The organism is Sedimentitalea todarodis (genome assembly GCF_032595355.1).
GTDB classification, from domain to species: domain Bacteria; phylum Pseudomonadota; class Alphaproteobacteria; order Rhodobacterales; family Rhodobacteraceae; genus Sedimentitalea; species Sedimentitalea todarodis.
Genome location: NZ_JASMWN010000033.1, coordinates 1 through 17,831, shown reverse-complemented (window position 1 = coordinate 17,831; position 17,831 = coordinate 1). Strand labels below are relative to the sequence as shown.

The following is a 17,831-nucleotide window of genomic DNA, read 5'->3' as shown; positions in this document are numbered from 1 at the left end:
ATGCCATTGTCCCGCGAGTGGGCACAAGCCGGTTCCCAAGTGGTCACGGTCTGGCTAGAATCAGGCAATGACAGACGGGAGAATCCAGCAGAATGAAGTCACTGTCCATGAACCGCCTTGCCATTGGCCTGGCCCTGTCGATCGGGTTGGCGCAGTCGGCCCAGGCCGCCACCTGTGGAAACACCGGAGCCGGGTTTGAAGCCTGGAAAGTCGATTTTGCCAATGAGGCCCGCAAGGCAGGTATAAAGCAACGCGGTCTACAGGCATTGTCGCAGGCGCAATATGCAAAGCGGACCATCGCCGCAGACCGAAACCAGAAGTCCTTCAAATACTCTCTGAGCAAGTTCATGAAGGTGCGCGGCGCGGACACGATTGTCGCCCAGGGCCGCAAGCGCAAGGCGCGCAATCCACAGTTCTACGCGGCGCTGGAGCGGCAATATGGCGTACCCGCCGGCGTCCTGATTTCCATTCACGGTATGGAAACCGCCTTTGGGGGGTTCATGGGCGATAGCCAGGTGGTCTCTGCCATCACCACGTTGGCATATGACTGCCGGCGGTCGGCATTCTTTGTCCCGCATGCGATCGGCGCGTTGAAACTCGTCGATCAGGGAACCCTGACGTCAGCAACGCTTGGTGCCAAGCACGGAGAACTGGGCCACACGCAATTCCTGCCCGGAAATGCCCTGACCTATGGGGTTGATGCCACCGGAGACGGCAGAGTGGATTTCTACAACATGACCGACGCCCTCGCATCGACCGCAAATTTCCTGCGCAAGAAGGGCTGGAAACCCGGCCAAGGCTATCAGCAGGGTCAGCCGAATTTTCAGGTGATCAAGCAATGGAACGCAGCGACGGTCTATCAACAGGCCATCGCGATCATGGCCGCGCGGATTGACGGCTAGAGCGTGTCGCGGAGAGCTTTGGCCATCCGGTATCACCTGTCGCATTGAAATCTCTGATATCAGGCAGCGTCAGGTGACCCGAATCCAACGCGAAACGCTTTGGGCACCCTTCGCAAACACAACTGGCGCGGCCTGACCGCGCTTTGCGTCTACCGGGCAATCACGATGTCTGCGCTCAAACCGCCCAGCGTATCGCTTTCACCAAGCCGCAGCATGCCACCATGCGCCCGCGCAACGTCTGCTACAATCGCAAGGCCCAGCCCCACACCGCTGCCCTTGTTCTGATTGCGTGACGGGTCCAGCCGCGAAAAGGGGCGGATCGACTCTGCACGCTGGTCCGCCGGGATCCCGGGACCATCATCTTCGACGCGAATCCGCAGTGACTTTTCGGACAGGGTAACGGAGATCTGGGCGCAAGTGCCGTATCGAACCGCGTTCCCGATCAGGTTCTCGACCGCTCGGCGTATTGCCATCGGTCGCATCATGACGGTTCCTTCGCCACTCATCTCGCCCAGCCGAACCGGTGCGCCCGCCCGCTGGGCATCTTCGGCGATGAGTTGAACCAGGGCGTGCGGGTCGGTTGCCTCTGGTTCGCCCTCGGCCACCCCCCTGGAAAAATCCAGAAATGCGTCGAGCAACCGCTGCATTTCATCCACGTCGCGCAAGAGAGGTTCTGCTTCTTCCTCATCAATCATCGACAGGCCCAACTTGAGCCGCGTCAACGGCGTCCGCAGATCATGGCTCACACCTGACAGCATCAGAGTCCGCTGCTCGATCTGCCGTTCGATCCGGGATCGCATATCAAGAAACGCGCCCCCAGCCGCCCGGACTTCGATTGCTCCCGTCGGTGAATAGGGCACCGTCCGCCCCCGTCCAAAGGCCTGCGCCGCGTTCGCCAGCCGGGTAATGGGGCGCAGTTGATTGCGCATGTACACAAAGGCAATAATGGTCATGAGTGCGCCAAAGAACACCATGGTTACAATCAACTGATGTGGAGCCGCTGCGGTGACGCTACGCCGGCTGAAACTGATCCGCGCGGGGCCGAATTCAGACTGAAAATACAGTTGAATGGAGCGGTTGTCGTGAAAAACCGCAGCCAGCAGGTCAGGCATGGAGTCCCGCACGGTTTGCCGTACCACGCGAGCAGAATAGTCGTACCAGCGAATATAGTCCTGATCCGGCACATCCGCCGGTGCGACAAACTTCACATCCATCTCAAACGCGGACAGATATGGTCGCATCAATTCCAACGCGGCATCCGCTGTCTTTGCCGCGGCTGCCTCGGACACGATGACATCGAGCTCTCTCACAAGTGTTGAAGACATCTGGCTTGTCACGTCTTCGAGATGTCGCTGAATGAACGCAACCGAAACGACAAGTTGCACACTCACGACCGGCAGAATCAGGATAAGCGCCGCCCGTCCATACAGGCTGCGCGGCATATATTGTTTGAGCCATCGGAAGAACATGCGCTAAGCCTATCGAGCCACCATGGCAAGAGGAAGCGCAATGACCCAGCCGCCAGACGATTTCAACCCGATGCCGGGCAAACCGGAAACGCTCGAATCCGGATTGCGGCGCATTCTCGCGCCGAACCCGTCCCCCATGACCTATCGCGGCACCAACACCTATCTGATTGGGTCGCACGGGCTTGCGGTGCTTGACCCCGGCCCGCGTGAGCCCGCCCATCTCGACGCCATTCTCGCCGCGGTCGAACCGGGTCAGGCCATCACGCATATCATCGTCTCGCACGCACATCTCGACCATTCCCCTCTCGCAAGCGAATTGTCGGAATGCACAGGCGCCCCCGTACTTGCCTATGGCACCGCCCATGCAGGGCGCAGCAAAGTCATGGAACAACTGGCCGCAGATGGGCTGACTGGCGGCGGCGAGGGAATCGACACACAGTTCAAACCGGATCACGAGGTATCTGACGGCCAGATCATTGCAGGCGACGGTTGGTCGCTCGAGGTCATTCACACGCCCGGGCACATCGGAAATCACATCGCGCTCGGTTGGAACGGCTCCTGTTTCACGGCGGACCATGTCATGGGATGGGCCAGTTCGCTGGTGTCGCCACCTGATGGCGATCTCACCGACTTCATGACATCCTGCGAGCGCCTCGCTGAGCGGTCCTGGCGGGTGTTCTATCCTGGCCACGGCGCGCCGGTCACCGAACCGTCCGACAGGCTTGGCTGGCTTATCAGCCATCGCCAGGGGCGCGAAGCATCGATCCTTAAGGCGCTCCAGTCCGGCCCCGCCGATGCCTGCGATCTTGCCAGGCAGATCTACACCGACATTCCCGCCGCGCTGCTGCCCGCCGCCGAGCGCAACGTTTTCGCACATCTTGTTGATTTGGCAGGGAAATCATTGGTCTCCCCACAAGGAAAACTGTCATCACACATTCGTTTTGTTCTGGGTGTCTGACGAAAAGACAGAATCTTCACGTTTCCACCAAATGCCTCTGGACGCTGCATTTCCAGATTGCTATACGCGCGGCACCGTTCCGGCGTAGCTCAGCGGTAGAGCAGTTGACTGTTAATCAATTGGTCGTAGGTTCGATCCCTACCGCCGGAGCCAAAATAAGCCCTTTAAGGTCAACGCCTTAGAGGGCTTTTTTATTCCCGAAAATTCTCGCGTAAGGTGGAAAAGTAAGGCGCGCGTAAGGCTTGCGTGTTTGGTTTGACCTTAGCTGCGAATAAAGTTCTCTACCGATACTGCGGCGACACAGCCAAAGCTTCGCATGGAGGGCGGGAAGCCGACCTTCGCTGCACTTGGTACGAACGGAAGCAAAGCCCAGAACAGGTCATTTGCAAAGTCGTTTTTCACAGTGGGCATAGAAGCCTTCGGCGAAGAGGGCTAGGCTCGTGAATGCTGGCATCGTAAAATAGGAACGAAGATTTGTTAGACCAAGTAGCCGATTGGCTAAAGAGGCTGTGGATGAACCTTAGCCAATGGTGGGACCAGAACTCTGCTGTTGTGGCGCGCGCTGACTACACTCCCTTGCTCGATATCAGCGGCTTTCTAGGCATTCTTGCGTTTTCAGTCGCGGTTTTCACTCTCACCAGTCCGAAATTTCAAATCAGGCAGGCGACGGCAATCATTTCCTTTCGACCGCTATTCTTTGGCACGCTTCTTATTTCCGCCGTCATTACATTCGCTATTGAAGCTGGGGTTCTCTATGGCGTTCGAATCCCAAATTTTCTCAGCCCAAATACGATCAACTATCTTATCACCGCTGCAATTGCGATATTAATCCTCTATTGGATGAAGATCTGCTTTATCAGCCCCCCCAGGTTCTCTCAGTTTACCGCCAAGCATTTCTTTCAACAGACATATGTCCATATTGCGAATGGGAGCAAAGAAGAGATGCTCGCATTGGCGCGCGAGATCATGCGCGAAGCTCCAAGACTGATCCGACACACACCACGCACGAAACGCCACCACTTCGAGGATGACAAACCAGTTAAACTTTCGTCGCTGCAAACGCACGCTCACTACCTTACCGCGCTCTTGTCCGATACTCGGTTTTGCGACACTGTCGCGAAAGAGATACCTTCTTTTCCGGCTCATATGGTGGAAGTAGCTATCGAACTAGAAAGGTACGATGCACCGATTCAGCTTATGGTGAAACGGACAGTGATAGCCATGCTCAACAATCCGGGATCGGCTTTATTTGTCGAGAATGAATGGCTGGGACAAGGTTTTATAGGCAATGCAAAACCCATTTCGCGGGCAATTTTTGGGAATTGGTATTTGTTGGAAGGCTACGAGATGGGGTTGGAAGCGCCGCTTGACTTAGACTTTCCGTATGCTCGCAGTTGGGACACCGATACTTGGCGAGTGTATTTCGGTATCGCGCGTGAGTATGTTCGGGGACTAACATCCGTGAGGCGGGCGAATTGGGATGCGCGTGGTATCCAGCACATTCTTCAAACGGCAGAGAAAGCGTATGGACAACTGGGCGACCTAAAAAAGTATGAGGATACATTTAGTCCATATAACCCAACATGGCATGCGAAGGAGGCCAACGACTTCATAAAGGATCTTGTTAAGGCATTCGATGAGAGCAACGGATGGGTTGACTTCGATAGAAGAGATGATTTCAGGTACGGGCACGACCTGTCTTCGAGGCTTGCGGCGCTCCTCTTCGAGACGATTTTTGTGGCAGCGCAGGTCAACACGAAGGAATTTCGAATGTGGGACGTTCAGCACAACACTGTTTGGTCCCCTATTGGGATGAATGAGGTCAAAGATACGAAAATAATGAAGATGGTACGCCGAAAGCTCCGCCGGATGATCTGGAACGAGATCGTTCGTATGGATGACTTTCCAAATTATAAGGGAGCCGCATATGTCCGTTTCTGTCTGAACGTCTTAGGCTTTTACGACGAGAGCGTTCATCGAAACGACACCTTAGAAAGAGACAGTTGGCCACTTACGAAAGTTTTAGCGGAGTGGGTAAAGAAGAACTACCAGACGATTGCGATATCACACCCGCCTGTGGCTGAGGCGATGTTGCCAGCCAACATCGAATATGATCGTGAGGCACAAAAACTCGTCAGAACTCAGGATGACACTTTGACTGGTGTGCCCCGCCTGAAAACCTTCGCACTCGATCCCCCGATTGATGCCCCAACTGAATAGGTAGAGCATCTAGCCCAAGCACTCATTCAGCGTCCGGGTGATCCCAAGCAGTATGGGTTGGTTTGTGTCCATCGCGAGCGTCAGGTGCTGTAACGCCCCAGCATCGCGAAAGGGTCTCAGAAGACGCGCTGGTTTAGGCGCGTCGCTCAGGCAAAAACCGTCACAAGAGGGCGAATCCGGGCGGTTGATCCGTCCGTTTTCTGACATCCAGCGCCCGACAAAATGCATTATGTCCGGGGAGACCAGCCGCTCGCCCCGGGCCAACCGTTGGCTCTCGCTGCGTATGCGTGAAGGGCAACTCTGAAGCAGAGATCAGTCATCCGCTGCGCCACGCCCAAATGTCCGGTAATGGGCCGAAGTTCACACACCGATACGACCCCGAAAGCGCCGCGTCGGTTCACACCGTCGTGGCTCAATTTTCTTGGAACGTGTGCCTCAGCAGCGGGCACACCCCCTAGCCGAACGCTCAGGGGGTCAATGCAGGACGGGCCTGCGCAAATTCAGCCAGCCCAGATCGGTCGTGGCGCAGAACCATCCGAAGGCCCGGACCACCGCGTGGTCGTGCTGGCGGATCAGGTGCGGCGTGGCGGTGTCGGGATCGCGGACCGCATCGACCCAGACAACGCGCCGGTCGGACACCGGCTTGCGGGACAACATCCCGACCAAGGCCCCGAGGGGGCCGCGCGCCACACCGTAGAGCCGCGCGAACCGTTCCACATCAAAGGGTGTGGGCCAGCCGTCAGGGTTGGCTTCCTCGGCCCAGGAGATCAGCGCCATATGGGCCTGCCGCAGGCGGCGCGGGAACAGGGTCGGATATGCGTCAGCGATCCGCTGCGACCAGACAGTATCCATCAGCCCGCCTCCACCGCCGCGCCCGCGTTCTTCGCAGCGTCACGCTCGGCCAGTGCCGACGCGATCCGGGCCGTGGCGTTGCGGCGTCCAGACGCAAACTCACGGTCGGCATTAAGGGCGCGCTGGTGCGCCTGCTTCACCGCCGCGATTGCGGCCCGCGCCTGCCGCACATCGTCACCGATCAGGCGTTCGGCCAGTTCCTGCGGCGAAACCATCCGCTGCTTCACCGGCGTCCGGTCAAGAAGGGACGCGACACTGGCACCCAGAACCCGATCCAGCGTGGCGGCGGCCAGTGCTGCCGCCGTCCGCAATTCCGCCGGGCCAGCGCCCGAAAGCTGCGCAATGTGGTTCGTGCGCTTGTCGCTGCCAAGACCCATCCGGGCAAGGGCGACAATAGGCGAGGCCCAAAGTGCTTCGGAGGCCGATAGGCCCGAGGCCATCGCGTCGAGCTGGCGCAGGATCGCCCAGCGGTCATCGTCGGAAATCTTGCGCACGTCATTCCGGGCCTTCACGCCCATCTTGGTCCCTGCGTTCTGGGCGTCGAGCTTGCCGAACCCCGCGCGGCGGGCGCTTTCGGCAGCGTCCTGCGACTGTTTCAGGATCGCGGCCTCAAGCCGTTCGATCATGGCTCCGTGTTTTTCTTCGAGCCGGGTTGCGGCCGCAAGGGCTTCGGCCAGTTCCGGCAGGCCATAGAGCGTCCCTGCGGCGGGCAAGGTCGGGGGATTGTCGTCGGGGGAAATCGTTGCGGTCATCGGTCGGTCCTCTCAAGCGTTGGGGGCCGACGCGCTGCCACTGCGCTGTCAGGGTCGCCATCGCCCCGGATGCGCAACTATAACGCGAACGTTTGGGGCGGGAGAGCGGTATTCGTTGTTGTTTAGCTGTTCCTTCGCCGAATTGTTACCTTTAGAAGAGGTTGGCAGGCATCTCTCGAAAACCCGAAGAGCACCTGCGCAGTGTTTTCGACCGAAGCAGACACAAGAGATACATGGAGTTCGCGTGACGTGGGTTAATCAAATAATTACGGCGGTCGAGTCTGGTGGAAAAGTAGCTTGGTCAGTTCTCTTGTCTTGTGCGACAGCACTTGCTTTAGAATATTTCTATCCTGATTTGTTTATTGGCCTGCCGGATTGGGTCTTTCCAACTATCCGAATTGTTGCGATTTTCGCATTTGTCTTGTCTGTCGCGTCCATATCGCCGCCGATAATCAATGCCATCAAAGCAATAGGGCGATACATCATTGCGCCGATAAAGACACGATCAACCCGCAAGAAGCTCCTTCACCTGCACATTTTCGAGGTGGCAATACTCAGCAAGGCTCTGGCCCAAAGCGACCGAACCATTTGGGCGAAGCCAGATTTATCGACAATCATTAGCCTTCAAGACAGCGGTCTCATTCGACATTTTTGGTGCGGAGCAATCCCGGGAGATGGCACCACCAGCTTTGAGGTCCCGAAAGAGGTGTGGCGCGTCCTACTGTCAATGGAAGAATTTAGAGTTTCCGACCCGGCAAGATTGCTAGTTGTTCTTACGCCCAACAACGGTCAGACCGAAGCTGCGATTATCGCTGCCCTACCGCAGGCGCACCCGGCGGTTTCCTCGCGCCTCCGTTCGGAAACGCCCTCGCAATAGACCGAGCCACAGCACTAATCACCCTGCCTAGTCTTAGGGTCCAGCACCGCCTTGATGGTGCGCTGGCCGGGGGTGCGATCCACTGCATCGGGCCGCTGCGGGCTGTCGTAAAGGCCCGCCTCGCGCTGGGCTTCCAGAAACTCCTCCATCGTCATCTTGTTCGGAACCACCAGCACCCCGCCGGTGTCGATGTTCACGTTCACCCCGAACTGTTCGCCCTCGCGATATCCGTGGCGTGCCTTCAATAGGAACATCGCCGGGACATACTGGCCCGCCATCGCAAGGTCATGCAGGACACCCACGAGCTTGTCGTGCTCAACGGCGCGGCCCCGGTCGATGGCCTCCTGCACGGCGGGATCGCGGCGCTTGGCGGCGCGGAACGCGTCCTTGCCCATCCGCAGGGCCTTGGCCATCGTCGCCTCGGCAACGCCACGCGCCGCCAGTTCTTCGATCACCTTCAAACCACGCCGCCCGACGCGGTAAGCCGGACCGCCCGGGGTGCCGTCCGACACGCGGCGCGCCACCGCGTCAAATCTCTCTTCATCCATTTTCCATCTCCTTGTCGAACTCTTGGCAAACGCGCTGGCTCAGGCCCTTGCCGCATTTCAGGTCGCGCGCGATCCGGTCCATCCCCATCCCATCCGCGCGCAGGGCGCGGATCGCGTCGATCAGCCCATCAGACGCCGGGGCGCGCCCGATCTGTTTTCCGTTCGCCCGGGCGCGCTCCATTCCGGCTTTCGTGCGCTCCACGATCATCGCCCGTTCGAACTCGGCAAAGACGCCAGACATCTGCAACAGGGCGCGGCCCGCCGGTGTCGAGGTGTCGAGCGCCTGCTGTTCCAGAAAGAGGTCGCAATCAACGCTGCGCAGCGTCTCGAAGAGGTCCACCAGATCGCGCAGGGATCGCCCTAGGCGCGATACATCCCAAGCCATCACCAAGTCGAACCGGCGGCGCGCGGCGTCCTTCATCATCGCGTCCAGCGCCGGGCGCGAGCGTTTGGCACCGGATGCCGTCTCGACGTATTCGCACACAACCGCCCACCCCGCGCGCTGGGCCACCTCTCGCAGGCGGATAAGCTGGTTTTCGGGCGTCTGTTCGCCGGTCGATACCCGGGCATAAATCGCAGCCTTCCTCATTAAAAATCTCCTCTTGCAGCAAATAGCACTATCCGCTACTTATAGGAGGTAAGCAGAATCGGAGAAAGCTATGAATAGGACCATCTCAGTATCGACGGCGGTTTTCGCGGCAATCTGGGCACAGCGGCAGGCGGGCGAAGACACAGAGGATGCCATCCTCAACCGTTTGCTCAAATGCGGCGAATCCGACCCTGCGCCGAGCGAAATCACACCGAAGGGCGACGGCCTCACCGATGGGCGAAGCGGTGTCCATTTCGCGGAAGGTTTCGATGTTTTCCGCACCTACAAACGCAAGAGCTACACGGGCGTAGTCGATGGCGGTCAATGGGTCAGGCCGGACACCGGAGAACGCTTTCCAACGCTCAACCAACTCAACCAGTCGATTGTGGATGGCAACGAAAACGTTTGGAATGGCAACTGGAAGTTCCTCGGATCAGATGGCACCCAGCGATCAATCGCGGAACTGCGATAGGCAAACCTCGCGCCGTGAACTACGGGCTCCTTCACACGCGCGGCGACGTGGTGGTAATCTTCGATGCGGAAGACAGGCCCGCGCCAGAACAACCACGACGCGCCGTTGCGCGGATGGTCGCTGACCCCGACTGCGCCGTCGTGCAAGCCGTCCTTGCCTGCGACCATGACGGCCCGTTGATCGCCCGTCTATGGGCGCTCGAATACGCGGTCCTGTTCCGGGGCGTGCTGCCGATGCTCGACAAGCTGGGCCTGCCGTTCCTGCTTGGTGGCACGTCGCAATATCTGCGCCGCGACGCTCTGATGGAAGTCGGCGCGTTCGATGCCCACAACGTCACCGAAGACGCTGACCTGTCTTTGCGACTGGCTCGCAACTACACGTTCCACACCGTTCTGTCCGAGACAGGCGAGGAAGCGCCTGTGACGGTCACAGCATGGGTCAAGCAGCGGAGCTATGAGTGAATCTGGTGTTTGGGTGATTTGAAAGCTGGCGGTGCATCTGGTTGGATTGTCGTTGCGACACAACCAGCCTGGGCAATGCTCAAAGCGTTGCCAAAGCTGAACGCGAGAAGAAGACCTAACAGGGTAAGGATTCCGCCAAGCGACGTTTGACCGGCCTGCAAGTCAACCCCCTTACCGGAGGACACTGTTTTCAGTCGGTGCAAACGGCCCGCGTGATGTCCAATCAGAACTGCAGCTGGCAAGGCGACCAATAGCACTGCGCCAATGACGAGGTAGCTGAGCACCGGCCCGCCCGCTTTCCCATAAATATCAGTTATAGTGGCAATATCCATCAATCAGCTTCCATACGGCTTTGGGTCTTTTTGAAAACATGCAGGTTCAAAATGACTTTAAAAATACGACAAAGAGGCCAATCTAGCTAACATTATTAGTTCAATGGTAGGTTTGGAACAGGTGGTGGTGCGACGATCCAGAGGCTGCAAAAAACGTTGGTAGTACCCAACAAAACGTGACGTTGATTGATCATGCATTTGGATGCTTACACATAAAACCCGGCGATGCGTTCGAATGTCCAATACATCGCCAAACTCCCCGTGAGAAAAGACGCCGCGCCGGGAGTAAGTTTCACCAGGTAATTTGGAGCGACGCGGCCGAATAGGTTAGAAAGGACGATGACGAAGGTCAGGAAGGCCAACTGGCCGATCTCAATTCCGATGTTGAAACTCAGCAGCGCCAATAGGAGATCAGATTTCGGCAGGCCGATTTCAGACAAGACGCTGGCAAACCCCAAACCATGCAAAAGTCCAATGCCGCCCATCAAAACCGTGCTGTTGCGATCAAGTGACCGACCAAGCCAGACATCCCGTGCCAAGTAGGCCACTGACAAGACGATCAGCACCTCAACCGGAGTTACTGGAACCTTTACAACCTGTAGCGCAGCAAGGCACAGAGTGATCGAATGCCCGATTGTAAAGGCCGTCACCAGCCGGACCAACAACATCCCTCGCGCGAGCAAGACGAGGCACACCAGCAAGGCCAGATGATCGAGGCCAATCAGAATGTGTTTGATGCCCAGTTGGGCGTAGAGGCTTGCGATGCCGAGCGTCCCGCGTTCTTGAAAGTTCAGGTCGCTCAGGTCCAACGAAACACCACCCGGACCGGCGGGCACAAAGCGCGTTTTGCTCTCATGACCAGCGGCTTGCGAAATCAGAAAGACGCCGTCGACCTGCCATGGCAGAAGGATCGTTCCGATGTTTTCTTTCTGACACTGAATGCGTGTTTCAAGCCACTGGTTCAGCCGATCCGGCGCCATCATCGAAGTGGTCACGCCAGTGCAGGTTCCCGGCAAGACGGGAGATTGTGCGTCAAGGGTCGCCGAAAGTTTTGAGCGCAAAATGATGTCGCCCTCAGATGTCGAGGACACCGTCACCTGCGCAAGCCCGAGGTCATGCGCTGTGACTGGTGTTGAAATCGCTACCATCAAACCTGTCAGGATCAGGAAAACCCATCGCGCTGACCGGATCATTTCGTGGGCCCGCCTGCTGAGAGGACCTGCACGGTTTGTAACCGGGGTTTGGTCGCCTGAACTTCTTCGGTTGAGGGCAAGTTAATTGTATAGGATGCGCGCATGACATCCAGGCGTTTTTCGAAACTGCGTTGGCTGTAGGCCTGCGTCCAGTCCTCGCGCAATCTGCGGTTCAACTCTTCTGGGGGCAGGGCTTTTGGTGGATTGAATGCATCCAACCGAACGAGGTGCCAGCCGCGCCCGGAGCGGATTGGGCCTGTCCATACGCCAAGCTCAAGATCCCGAATCTGCGCGCCGAATTCCCAACCCAAGACGGTGACCAACTGTCCCGGACCGTAATGTTCTAAACGGTTGCCCAGCCAGAACGTGTCTCCGGCATCCTCAGGAATCTCGCCGCCGGCATTGATCTGATCCATCAAGGTTTGTGCTGCCGTTTGATCGGTTTCAAAGAACACATGATCGAAGGTGACGGTCTTGGGGAGCATGTACCGGTCGGGGTTGGACTCATAAAAGGCCGAAAGGTCCTCAGGTCGAGGTTCGGGCGCGTCTTCGGTCATCACGAAATACATCTGCGTGACAAGCCGTTCACGGGTTTTTGAATCGTGCAGGTGCAAGCCTCTGGCGGCGGCTTCCTGCACAAGGATTTCCTGCCGGACCAATTTTTCCACAATTTCATCACGTTCATCAGCCGTCAGTTGCCGCCCGATCAAATCCTGTCGCAGGGAAAGCGACCCAGCAATCGCTTCGGGGCTGACTTTGATCACCTTGTGGGCGTCGTCGTCGCCGCTCAAAGCATGAAGCCCAAAAACCGCTGCGGCTGTCAGGCTGAACAACATCATGGGTTCGCGAAAAATAGTCAAAAAACGGTTCATCTACGGCTCCGGTCGCTCAGAATGGCAGGGCCGCCGCAAAGGCGGCCCCGTGCAGTATCATTTCCCATCGTCAATGATGTCAGGGTGATAGTAATTCTCGCCCAGTCCGGCCTTGGCCACCGCCATGCCGTTCAGACATTGGCGCAGCAAGCTTTTGACGTTGAGCAATGTGGTATAGCCCGGATCGCTGTCGGGCCGCAGTTCCACAATCTCGACACCCACCACATTACTTTCAGCACAAAGCCTGCGCATCAAAGGCATTGCCTCACGCATATAAAGGCCGCCGGGTTCAGGCGTGGAAACCCCCGCCGCAAAGGCCGGGTCAAGAACATCGGCATCAAAGGAGATAAACGTCGGTTTGCCGCTGGCATGTACTTCGGCCATCACGTCATCCATCACGGCTTGCCATCCGCGCACCTCGATTTCGGCGAACATGTGATAGCGCAGCCCGTTCGTTCTGTTCCACGCAACACCGCTGAGGTCGGTGGAGTTGGGGCCGCGCAGGCCGATCTGGATAATGTCTTCGCCTTTTACAAACCCACCCTCGACCAGTTTGCGCACCGGGTTGCCGTGCGTCACCGCGAAGCCAAAGCCGACAGGCGCCTGATCCGCGTGGGCGTCAAAGTGGATAATCTGCAAGTTGCCTTTTCCATAGACATCCGTAAGACCGACCGCGTCAGGGTACATCAAGGCATGCCCACCGCCGATGATGATCGGAATGGTGCGCTTGCCGTTTTCCAGTTCAACACCTGCGACTTGGGCCACGAACTTGCGGACTTCCGGGATCGAAAGATCAATGCTCATGGGGTGTGTGGGCGCATCGCCATAATCAACAACTGTTAAATCGTTGGCCCAGGTCAGACCTGTATCCAGTTCCGGCATCGCGAAGGCGCCCCAGTTTCGGTAGACTTCGGACCGGTGCGGATTGCGCATTTCCTGTGGGCCAAAGGTGCGGGCGCGCATGTCCCCGATCAGTTCGGCCCCAAAAATGGCGACATCAACTTCGCCGGCCTTCAAATCTTTGGGTGTCAGAGCAACGGGAAGGTGGAAAAAAGTTGGTATCCCTTCCCAAGGCGTGCCGCCCACAAAACGCTGAACATTGATCGGGCCGGGCTCGCGCCCGTCTGAAATGTCGTCACGGATTTTCTTCCAGATATCAAAGGTGGGATCATCCGGGTTCAGACGGATAACCGGCTCAACACCTTCGTCGATCATGTCGATTTCTTCAGGGGTGTCTGCGGCACCAAAGTTCTGAGCCATGGCCAGCGCGGGCATTAGCCCCACAAGTGCCGCGCTCGCAAGCAAGGTTCTCAGATTCATGTTGTTTCTCCAGTAAAATGAAATTCGTGTCAGTAGTACGTGACGAGATCCGCGACAGTGTGGTCCACGATGCCGGCCATCAGCGCGTCGGCATCCTCCGCACAGATGTCGCCAATCTGGTCAGCAAATTCGGCTTGGATTTCGTCTTTTTCCTGCGGCGTCAGGTCCAGCGTTGTGAAGTCGATCCCGCGGTTGTTGAGCGACACTGCGACCATCAACCCAATCACATCCAGCATCGCGTCTTCGTTATTGCCGTAAGTCTCAAACAGGGTGTTGCACGTCAGATGCAGAACGCCCTGGGCTTCGCTGAGGATCTCTTCCGTCGGTCTGTCTTGCGCGGAGGCGGGGGAACACAAATGCATCACAAGGCCTGCGACCGTCAGTGTCTTGCACCGATAAGTTGTCATAATTCTTACCTCTTCTTCTTTTTGCTGCGCTTGACGCCGCCGGCGACGGCTCCGACGATGGCTCCGTTTCGCGCCCCTTTTTTACCGCCGATCAAGGCGCCGACGCCTGCACCGACAACCGCGCCCTTGAGGACGTCCGCGTGAACCGGTGGGGCGCTGGTAAATGTCAAAGCGACGGTTGTTACGGCCACGATAACCAGACTTGAACGGGGATTTGCCATGCGTTCCATATGTTTGCCTTTCAGAGTTCAACTCGGAGCCGAAGACCCAGGACTACCTCGGAGGATCGAGTCGATTTTGCGGGATCGAACACGACCTGAATATCCGTTGTGATTTGCAGGAATGGCGAAACCTGAGCCCGGTAATAGATCTCAACCCCGGTTTCGTTTCTGAGCGATGGGTCTGTGGGTGCGCCATGCCACGCTCCAAAACCGGCGCGATCATACTCAAAGCCCAACGGGCGCTTTACGATAAATCCGGCGGCGATCCGTTTTCTGAAATCTCGAAACGTGTCATCCGCTTGCGCATAGCGAAAAAACCCACCCAACCTGTCTCCGAAATCCTGATCAGCACTTACAGAAAACGTATCGACCCGTGGTAGAGATCCATTTTCGATCAGGCGGGACAAGGTCAGGCGGTATTCCCCATAGCCCAGACCCGGAATGGTCGGCGTCAGCGCCGCTTCGACGATGTATTCGCGTGATCCGTTTTGCCAGGCGGATGTTGACAGCCCCAAGTTGTCATCCGGTGCGCGCACCAGCCCAGACAGATACCAATTGTCTGCGCGGTACTGCCCAAATACACCCAGGCCGAGCAGCGCCGTGTATGGCACAACCGGATTATTCCCGAGCATCGGCGTAAAGAAACTGTCGCTATCACCATGCGCATATCGATTCAGGTTCATCAGAGTTCGAGTCGAGAGTTTGCCAATTTGAAAGCGCAGTGTTTCAGCCGGATTTATGTATTCAAAGGCCAGCATCTGAAGGATCTGGTTCGATTTTTCGGGCCCCGAGTTCCCCCCGTTGAGTGGCGAGAGCACCCCAAGTTCGGTTTGGAATTCGGACACTGTTGTGTTGCCCAAAGTGTTTGCAAACTGGCCCCACACGTTAATGGACCATGACGCAGGCGAGGCGCGGGCGAATTCGTACCGCCCGATAAGATTGAGTTCGTTGTCGGCTATGTCCGCATTGCGCCCAGACTGTAGGATCATCCGATCTTCGATGAGCCAAGACACGCCATTTTTTTGGGAAACCTCTGACTTCCATGCGGCATAGTCGTCGTAGGTGCGCCCCAAACGCCCAAAACTCAAATAGCCGTCCCGCGTGCTGGGTGGTTCGAAAACACCCGAGATTTCGCCGTAGTCAAAACGTGGATGCGCGTCGTCTGCATGGGCAGCGCCAGCAAAAATTGCCAAGAGGACGCACGCAAAGCGCCGCAAAGATTTCAGGTAAAACCCAAGAGCAAACATTCGCAGAGGTTAGGCACGCCGAACAGGTTTATGAAGTTGCTAACCTTTTGAAACTTAGTCGAATTGATGAACAATCAAGTACGTCAAAACGGGGTTTTGACCTTTGGAAAATCATATTTCCCATGAGCTTATACTTGGTGCGCACAAAAAAGTGTCGTAAGCTTGTAATGTAACGTTTGGCGTATAAGTTCTAACTATGGGGAAATTTTCGGGATTGAAGGGTCACGTTCTGACATTGTCAGCTTCGGCGGCGTCGGGCCCTTGTCTAGCTGAAGCGTCCTGGATCATTCAGGGTCCGGAGTTTGAGGCGTCTAACAGGCTCAGAGCGCTGCTTTTGTATATCGCTGAAAAAAGCGATCAATCCGCTGCCAAAATTTCCCAGAAAGACATTGCGCGGGATGTCATGGGCTTGGGATTGAACTACGATCCATCATGTGACGCGCATGTCCGCATCGAGGTCAAAAGGCTCAGAGCGGCACTAGATGGTTTTTATTCCAGATTGAAACGAACCAGAACACGGCGTTTGTCTGTGCCAAAGGGGGGATACCGGACAGTCTTGGACGCCCTGCCCATGCAAGATTTACGAATGCGCGGGTCATTTGACACGGGCGATCCGATCATGGCGCTGGGAACACTTTGTGCCGTCGATCACTTGTCATGCGGATATGGCTTTGAAATTGAATGTGAAGTGCTCACCTTGATTTCTCAATCCGAGTTTCTAAGCGACGGTCTCCTGTCTTTCACTTGTGTTGAGGGAAAGACCCTTGATGCCCTCGCAGATCAAGCCGAACGCCAAGGTGCGTGTGTTTTACTTGTTACGCGCGTGATGGCGACCGATGAGGTTTGCAATGCTTATCTTTCGGTCATTGATCCCCGTTCGCGCCAGATTATCAGCAATACCAGATTGAGCCCAAGATCTGACGGCGTAGACCGCAGAATGATCGTCGACAGTGTTTCCAAAGCGGTAACTGTGCTTGCGCTTGATCCGATAGGTGGGCGCGTTGTAAATCAGGTCTCTGAACTGCTGCCACAGTCCAGAATTGCCCGATTGGCTGATGCTTTTTCTTTCATGGCGACGCAGGATCGCGAACGTCTCCCGGCGGCTATGTCGTCAGTGAAGACGGTCGTACAGTCTTCTTCCGTCGCGAAAGCTCTTTCCATTGACATGTCACGTGCGAGTTTCTGTTTTTCAACGGATCCGGACATCAAGGAAATTTCGTTTATCGAAGATGCTGCAGAAGCCCTTATTGAAGACAGACCCGAAAGTATTTGGTCGGCTCTGGCGCTCGGATACGCCGGCGTAACGGGATGCAGGCAGGATTTGATTGGCAGCGCCGTTAATCGGGTCAAAACTATGCAACCAGTTGGATCTCAAATCGATGATGTCAATTTGCTGAAAACATTGTCGGCCCTGGACCCCAGTCCTAATGGCCGTTCAGACAAGCAAAACGCAAACCCCTCGGTGTTTGAGTCCATTCGGGTCGGTATGGCAGCGCTACATGATCCAACCGATGCGTTTTCCAACGAAGCACTTCATGCTTCGCCGCATCGCGATGTTTTTTGGATACAAGCGTTCCAGATATCCACACTTGTCGAAAAGGGGAAGAAAAGCGAAGCCCGCGCAGTCTTCGAAAGAATGCGGCACGTGAACCCCAATGTGGAAGACTATATGCATCGCGCTTTGAGCACCATGTTACCGGATGCCAATCTACAATCCAAAGCTAACGCAGGTTTGAAAACCGTTGTCTGTTGAAGGCGACGCAAGTCACATCTTTCGGCAAACATTAGCGCACAGAGTTGTCGCGTTCCTTACTAACAGTCTTGAGGCTGATCATCGATGGCGATTCAAGGGGGCCGGTCGACGAAGAAATCCCGATTAGTTAAGGGGTCTCTTGGCATACACTGCCGACGATAACCCACATCTAACGCGGGTCCGGAAGGCGCATTTGTTCATGGTATTCTTGGCTATTGTAGCGGAGACACGATCATAACACACGGCAAGAACCTGTCATTTCTCCCTTAGTGTCTGATCGGAAATGGGTTGAGTGAATTCAGCAGGTTGTGATTCTGTTTGGTTGTGAAACTGAACGGAGATCACGATGGCCTGGACCGAATTCACCCGTACGCAGCATAGTCGCA

19 protein-coding genes and 1 tRNA gene are annotated in these 17,831 nt (G+C 56.5%); 8 read left to right on the top strand and 12 right to left on the bottom strand.

The window, feature by feature from the left end; all coding sequences use genetic code 11:
* The first annotated feature begins 107 nt into the window (after positions 1-107).
* Positions 108-902, top strand: coding sequence for a lytic murein transglycosylase (locus QO231_RS23845; RefSeq protein WP_316782281.1), 795 nt, complete (start codon positions 108-110; stop codon positions 900-902).
* Positions 903-1,051: 149 nt separating this feature from the next.
* On the opposite strand, the gene QO231_RS23840 is transcribed toward QO231_RS23845, so the two are convergent.
* Positions 1,052-2,371: an ATP-binding protein gene (locus QO231_RS23840; RefSeq protein WP_316782263.1), complete on the bottom strand. Its 1,320-nt coding sequence runs from the start codon at positions 2,369-2,371 to the stop codon at positions 1,052-1,054.
* A gap of 40 nt (positions 2,372-2,411) precedes the next feature.
* On the opposite strand from QO231_RS23840, the gene QO231_RS23835 reads away from it, so the two are divergent.
* From QO231_RS23835 to QO231_RS23825, 3 genes are all read left to right on the top strand, one after another.
* Complete coding sequence (locus QO231_RS23835; RefSeq protein ID WP_316782261.1) at positions 2,412-3,329, top strand: MBL fold metallo-hydrolase; 918 nt, start codon at positions 2,412-2,414, stop codon at positions 3,327-3,329.
* 78 nt (positions 3,330-3,407) lie between these two features.
* Positions 3,408-3,482: transfer RNA gene (locus QO231_RS23830), tRNA-Asn, on the top strand.
* 360 nt (positions 3,483-3,842) lie between these two features.
* Positions 3,843-5,549 carry a hypothetical protein gene (locus tag QO231_RS23825; RefSeq protein ID WP_316782259.1) on the top strand — a complete coding sequence of 569 codons (1,707 nt, stop codon included), beginning with the start codon at positions 3,843-3,845 and terminating at the stop codon, positions 5,547-5,549.
* A 474-nt stretch (positions 5,550-6,023) separates the two neighbouring features.
* Here the strand turns inward: QO231_RS23825 and QO231_RS23820 are convergent, their stop codons facing one another.
* Together QO231_RS23820 and QO231_RS23815 are read right to left on the bottom strand one after the other, a co-directional pair.
* The gene (locus QO231_RS23820) at positions 6,024-6,401 is read right to left on the bottom strand and encodes a hypothetical protein (protein WP_316782257.1); all 378 of its coding nucleotides are present in this window, start codon (positions 6,399-6,401) and stop codon (positions 6,024-6,026) included.
* Positions 6,401-7,153: a hypothetical protein gene (locus QO231_RS23815; protein ID WP_316782256.1), complete on the bottom strand. Its 753-nt coding sequence runs from the start codon at positions 7,151-7,153 to the stop codon at positions 6,401-6,403. The genes QO231_RS23820 and QO231_RS23815 overlap by 1 nt, the downstream gene beginning before the upstream one ends.
* 244 nt (positions 7,154-7,397) lie before the next feature.
* Here QO231_RS23815 and QO231_RS23810 point away from each other — a divergent pair, with 244 nt between their 5' ends.
* Entirely contained in the window at positions 7,398-8,030 is a 633-nt protein-coding gene (locus QO231_RS23810) for a hypothetical protein (protein WP_316782254.1), read from the top strand.
* Positions 8,031-8,044: 14 nt separating this feature from the next.
* On the opposite strand, the gene QO231_RS23805 is transcribed toward QO231_RS23810, so the two are convergent.
* Complete coding sequence (locus tag QO231_RS23805; RefSeq protein WP_316782252.1) at positions 8,045-8,578, bottom strand: hypothetical protein; 534 nt, start codon at positions 8,576-8,578, stop codon at positions 8,045-8,047.
* A complete protein-coding gene (locus QO231_RS23800; protein WP_316782250.1) occupies positions 8,571-9,167 on the bottom strand; it encodes a recombinase family protein in 597 nt (198 codons plus the stop codon). The genes QO231_RS23805 and QO231_RS23800 overlap by 8 nt, the downstream gene beginning before the upstream one ends.
* 70 nt (positions 9,168-9,237) lie before the next feature.
* On the opposite strand from QO231_RS23800, the gene QO231_RS23795 reads away from it, so the two are divergent.
* Together QO231_RS23795 and QO231_RS23790 are read left to right on the top strand one after the other, a co-directional pair.
* The gene (locus QO231_RS23795) at positions 9,238-9,639 is read left to right on the top strand and encodes a hypothetical protein (RefSeq protein ID WP_316782248.1); all 402 of its coding nucleotides are present in this window, start codon (positions 9,238-9,240) and stop codon (positions 9,637-9,639) included.
* The gene (locus QO231_RS23790) at positions 9,573-10,100 is read left to right on the top strand and encodes a glycosyltransferase family 2 protein (protein ID WP_316782246.1); all 528 of its coding nucleotides are present in this window, start codon (positions 9,573-9,575) and stop codon (positions 10,098-10,100) included. The genes QO231_RS23795 and QO231_RS23790 overlap by 67 nt, the downstream gene beginning before the upstream one ends.
* Here QO231_RS23790 and QO231_RS23785 read toward each other — a convergent pair.
* The 7 genes from QO231_RS23785 to QO231_RS23755 form a co-directional block, all read right to left on the bottom strand.
* Positions 10,091-10,432 carry a hypothetical protein gene (locus QO231_RS23785; protein ID WP_316782245.1) on the bottom strand — a complete coding sequence of 114 codons (342 nt, stop codon included), beginning with the start codon at positions 10,430-10,432 and terminating at the stop codon, positions 10,091-10,093. The genes QO231_RS23790 and QO231_RS23785 overlap by 10 nt on opposite strands.
* A gap of 206 nt (positions 10,433-10,638) precedes the next feature.
* Positions 10,639-11,625, bottom strand: a complete 987-nt coding sequence (locus QO231_RS23780; protein ID WP_316782243.1) for a HupE/UreJ family protein — start codon at positions 11,623-11,625, stop codon at positions 10,639-10,641.
* The gene (locus QO231_RS23775; protein ID WP_316782241.1) at positions 11,622-12,497 is read right to left on the bottom strand and encodes a peptidylprolyl isomerase; all 876 of its coding nucleotides are present in this window, start codon (positions 12,495-12,497) and stop codon (positions 11,622-11,624) included. Before QO231_RS23775 ends, QO231_RS23780 begins: the two co-directional genes overlap by 4 nt.
* Positions 12,498-12,554: 57 nt before the next feature.
* On the bottom strand, positions 12,555-13,817 hold the full coding sequence (locus QO231_RS23770) for an agmatinase family protein (RefSeq protein ID WP_316782239.1): 1,263 nt from the start codon (positions 13,815-13,817) through the stop codon (positions 12,555-12,557).
* A 29-nt stretch (positions 13,818-13,846) separates the two neighbouring features.
* A complete protein-coding gene (locus QO231_RS23765; RefSeq protein ID WP_316782238.1) occupies positions 13,847-14,224 on the bottom strand; it encodes a hypothetical protein in 378 nt (125 codons plus the stop codon).
* Positions 14,225-14,229: 5 nt separating this feature from the next.
* Positions 14,230-14,454 (bottom strand): glycine zipper 2TM domain-containing protein, encoded by a 225-nt coding sequence (locus tag QO231_RS23760; RefSeq protein ID WP_316782236.1) that lies wholly within the window; start codon positions 14,452-14,454, stop codon positions 14,230-14,232.
* Positions 14,455-14,465: 11 nt separating this feature from the next.
* Positions 14,466-15,638 carry a carbohydrate porin gene (locus QO231_RS23755; protein ID WP_316782234.1) on the bottom strand — a complete coding sequence of 391 codons (1,173 nt, stop codon included), beginning with the start codon at positions 15,636-15,638 and terminating at the stop codon, positions 14,466-14,468.
* Between the two features lie 250 nt (positions 15,639-15,888).
* Between QO231_RS23755 and QO231_RS23750 the strand changes: the two genes are divergently transcribed.
* A complete protein-coding gene (locus QO231_RS23750; RefSeq protein ID WP_316782232.1) occupies positions 15,889-17,445 on the top strand; it encodes a hypothetical protein in 1,557 nt (518 codons plus the stop codon).
* Positions 17,446-17,831 lie beyond the last annotated feature (386 nt).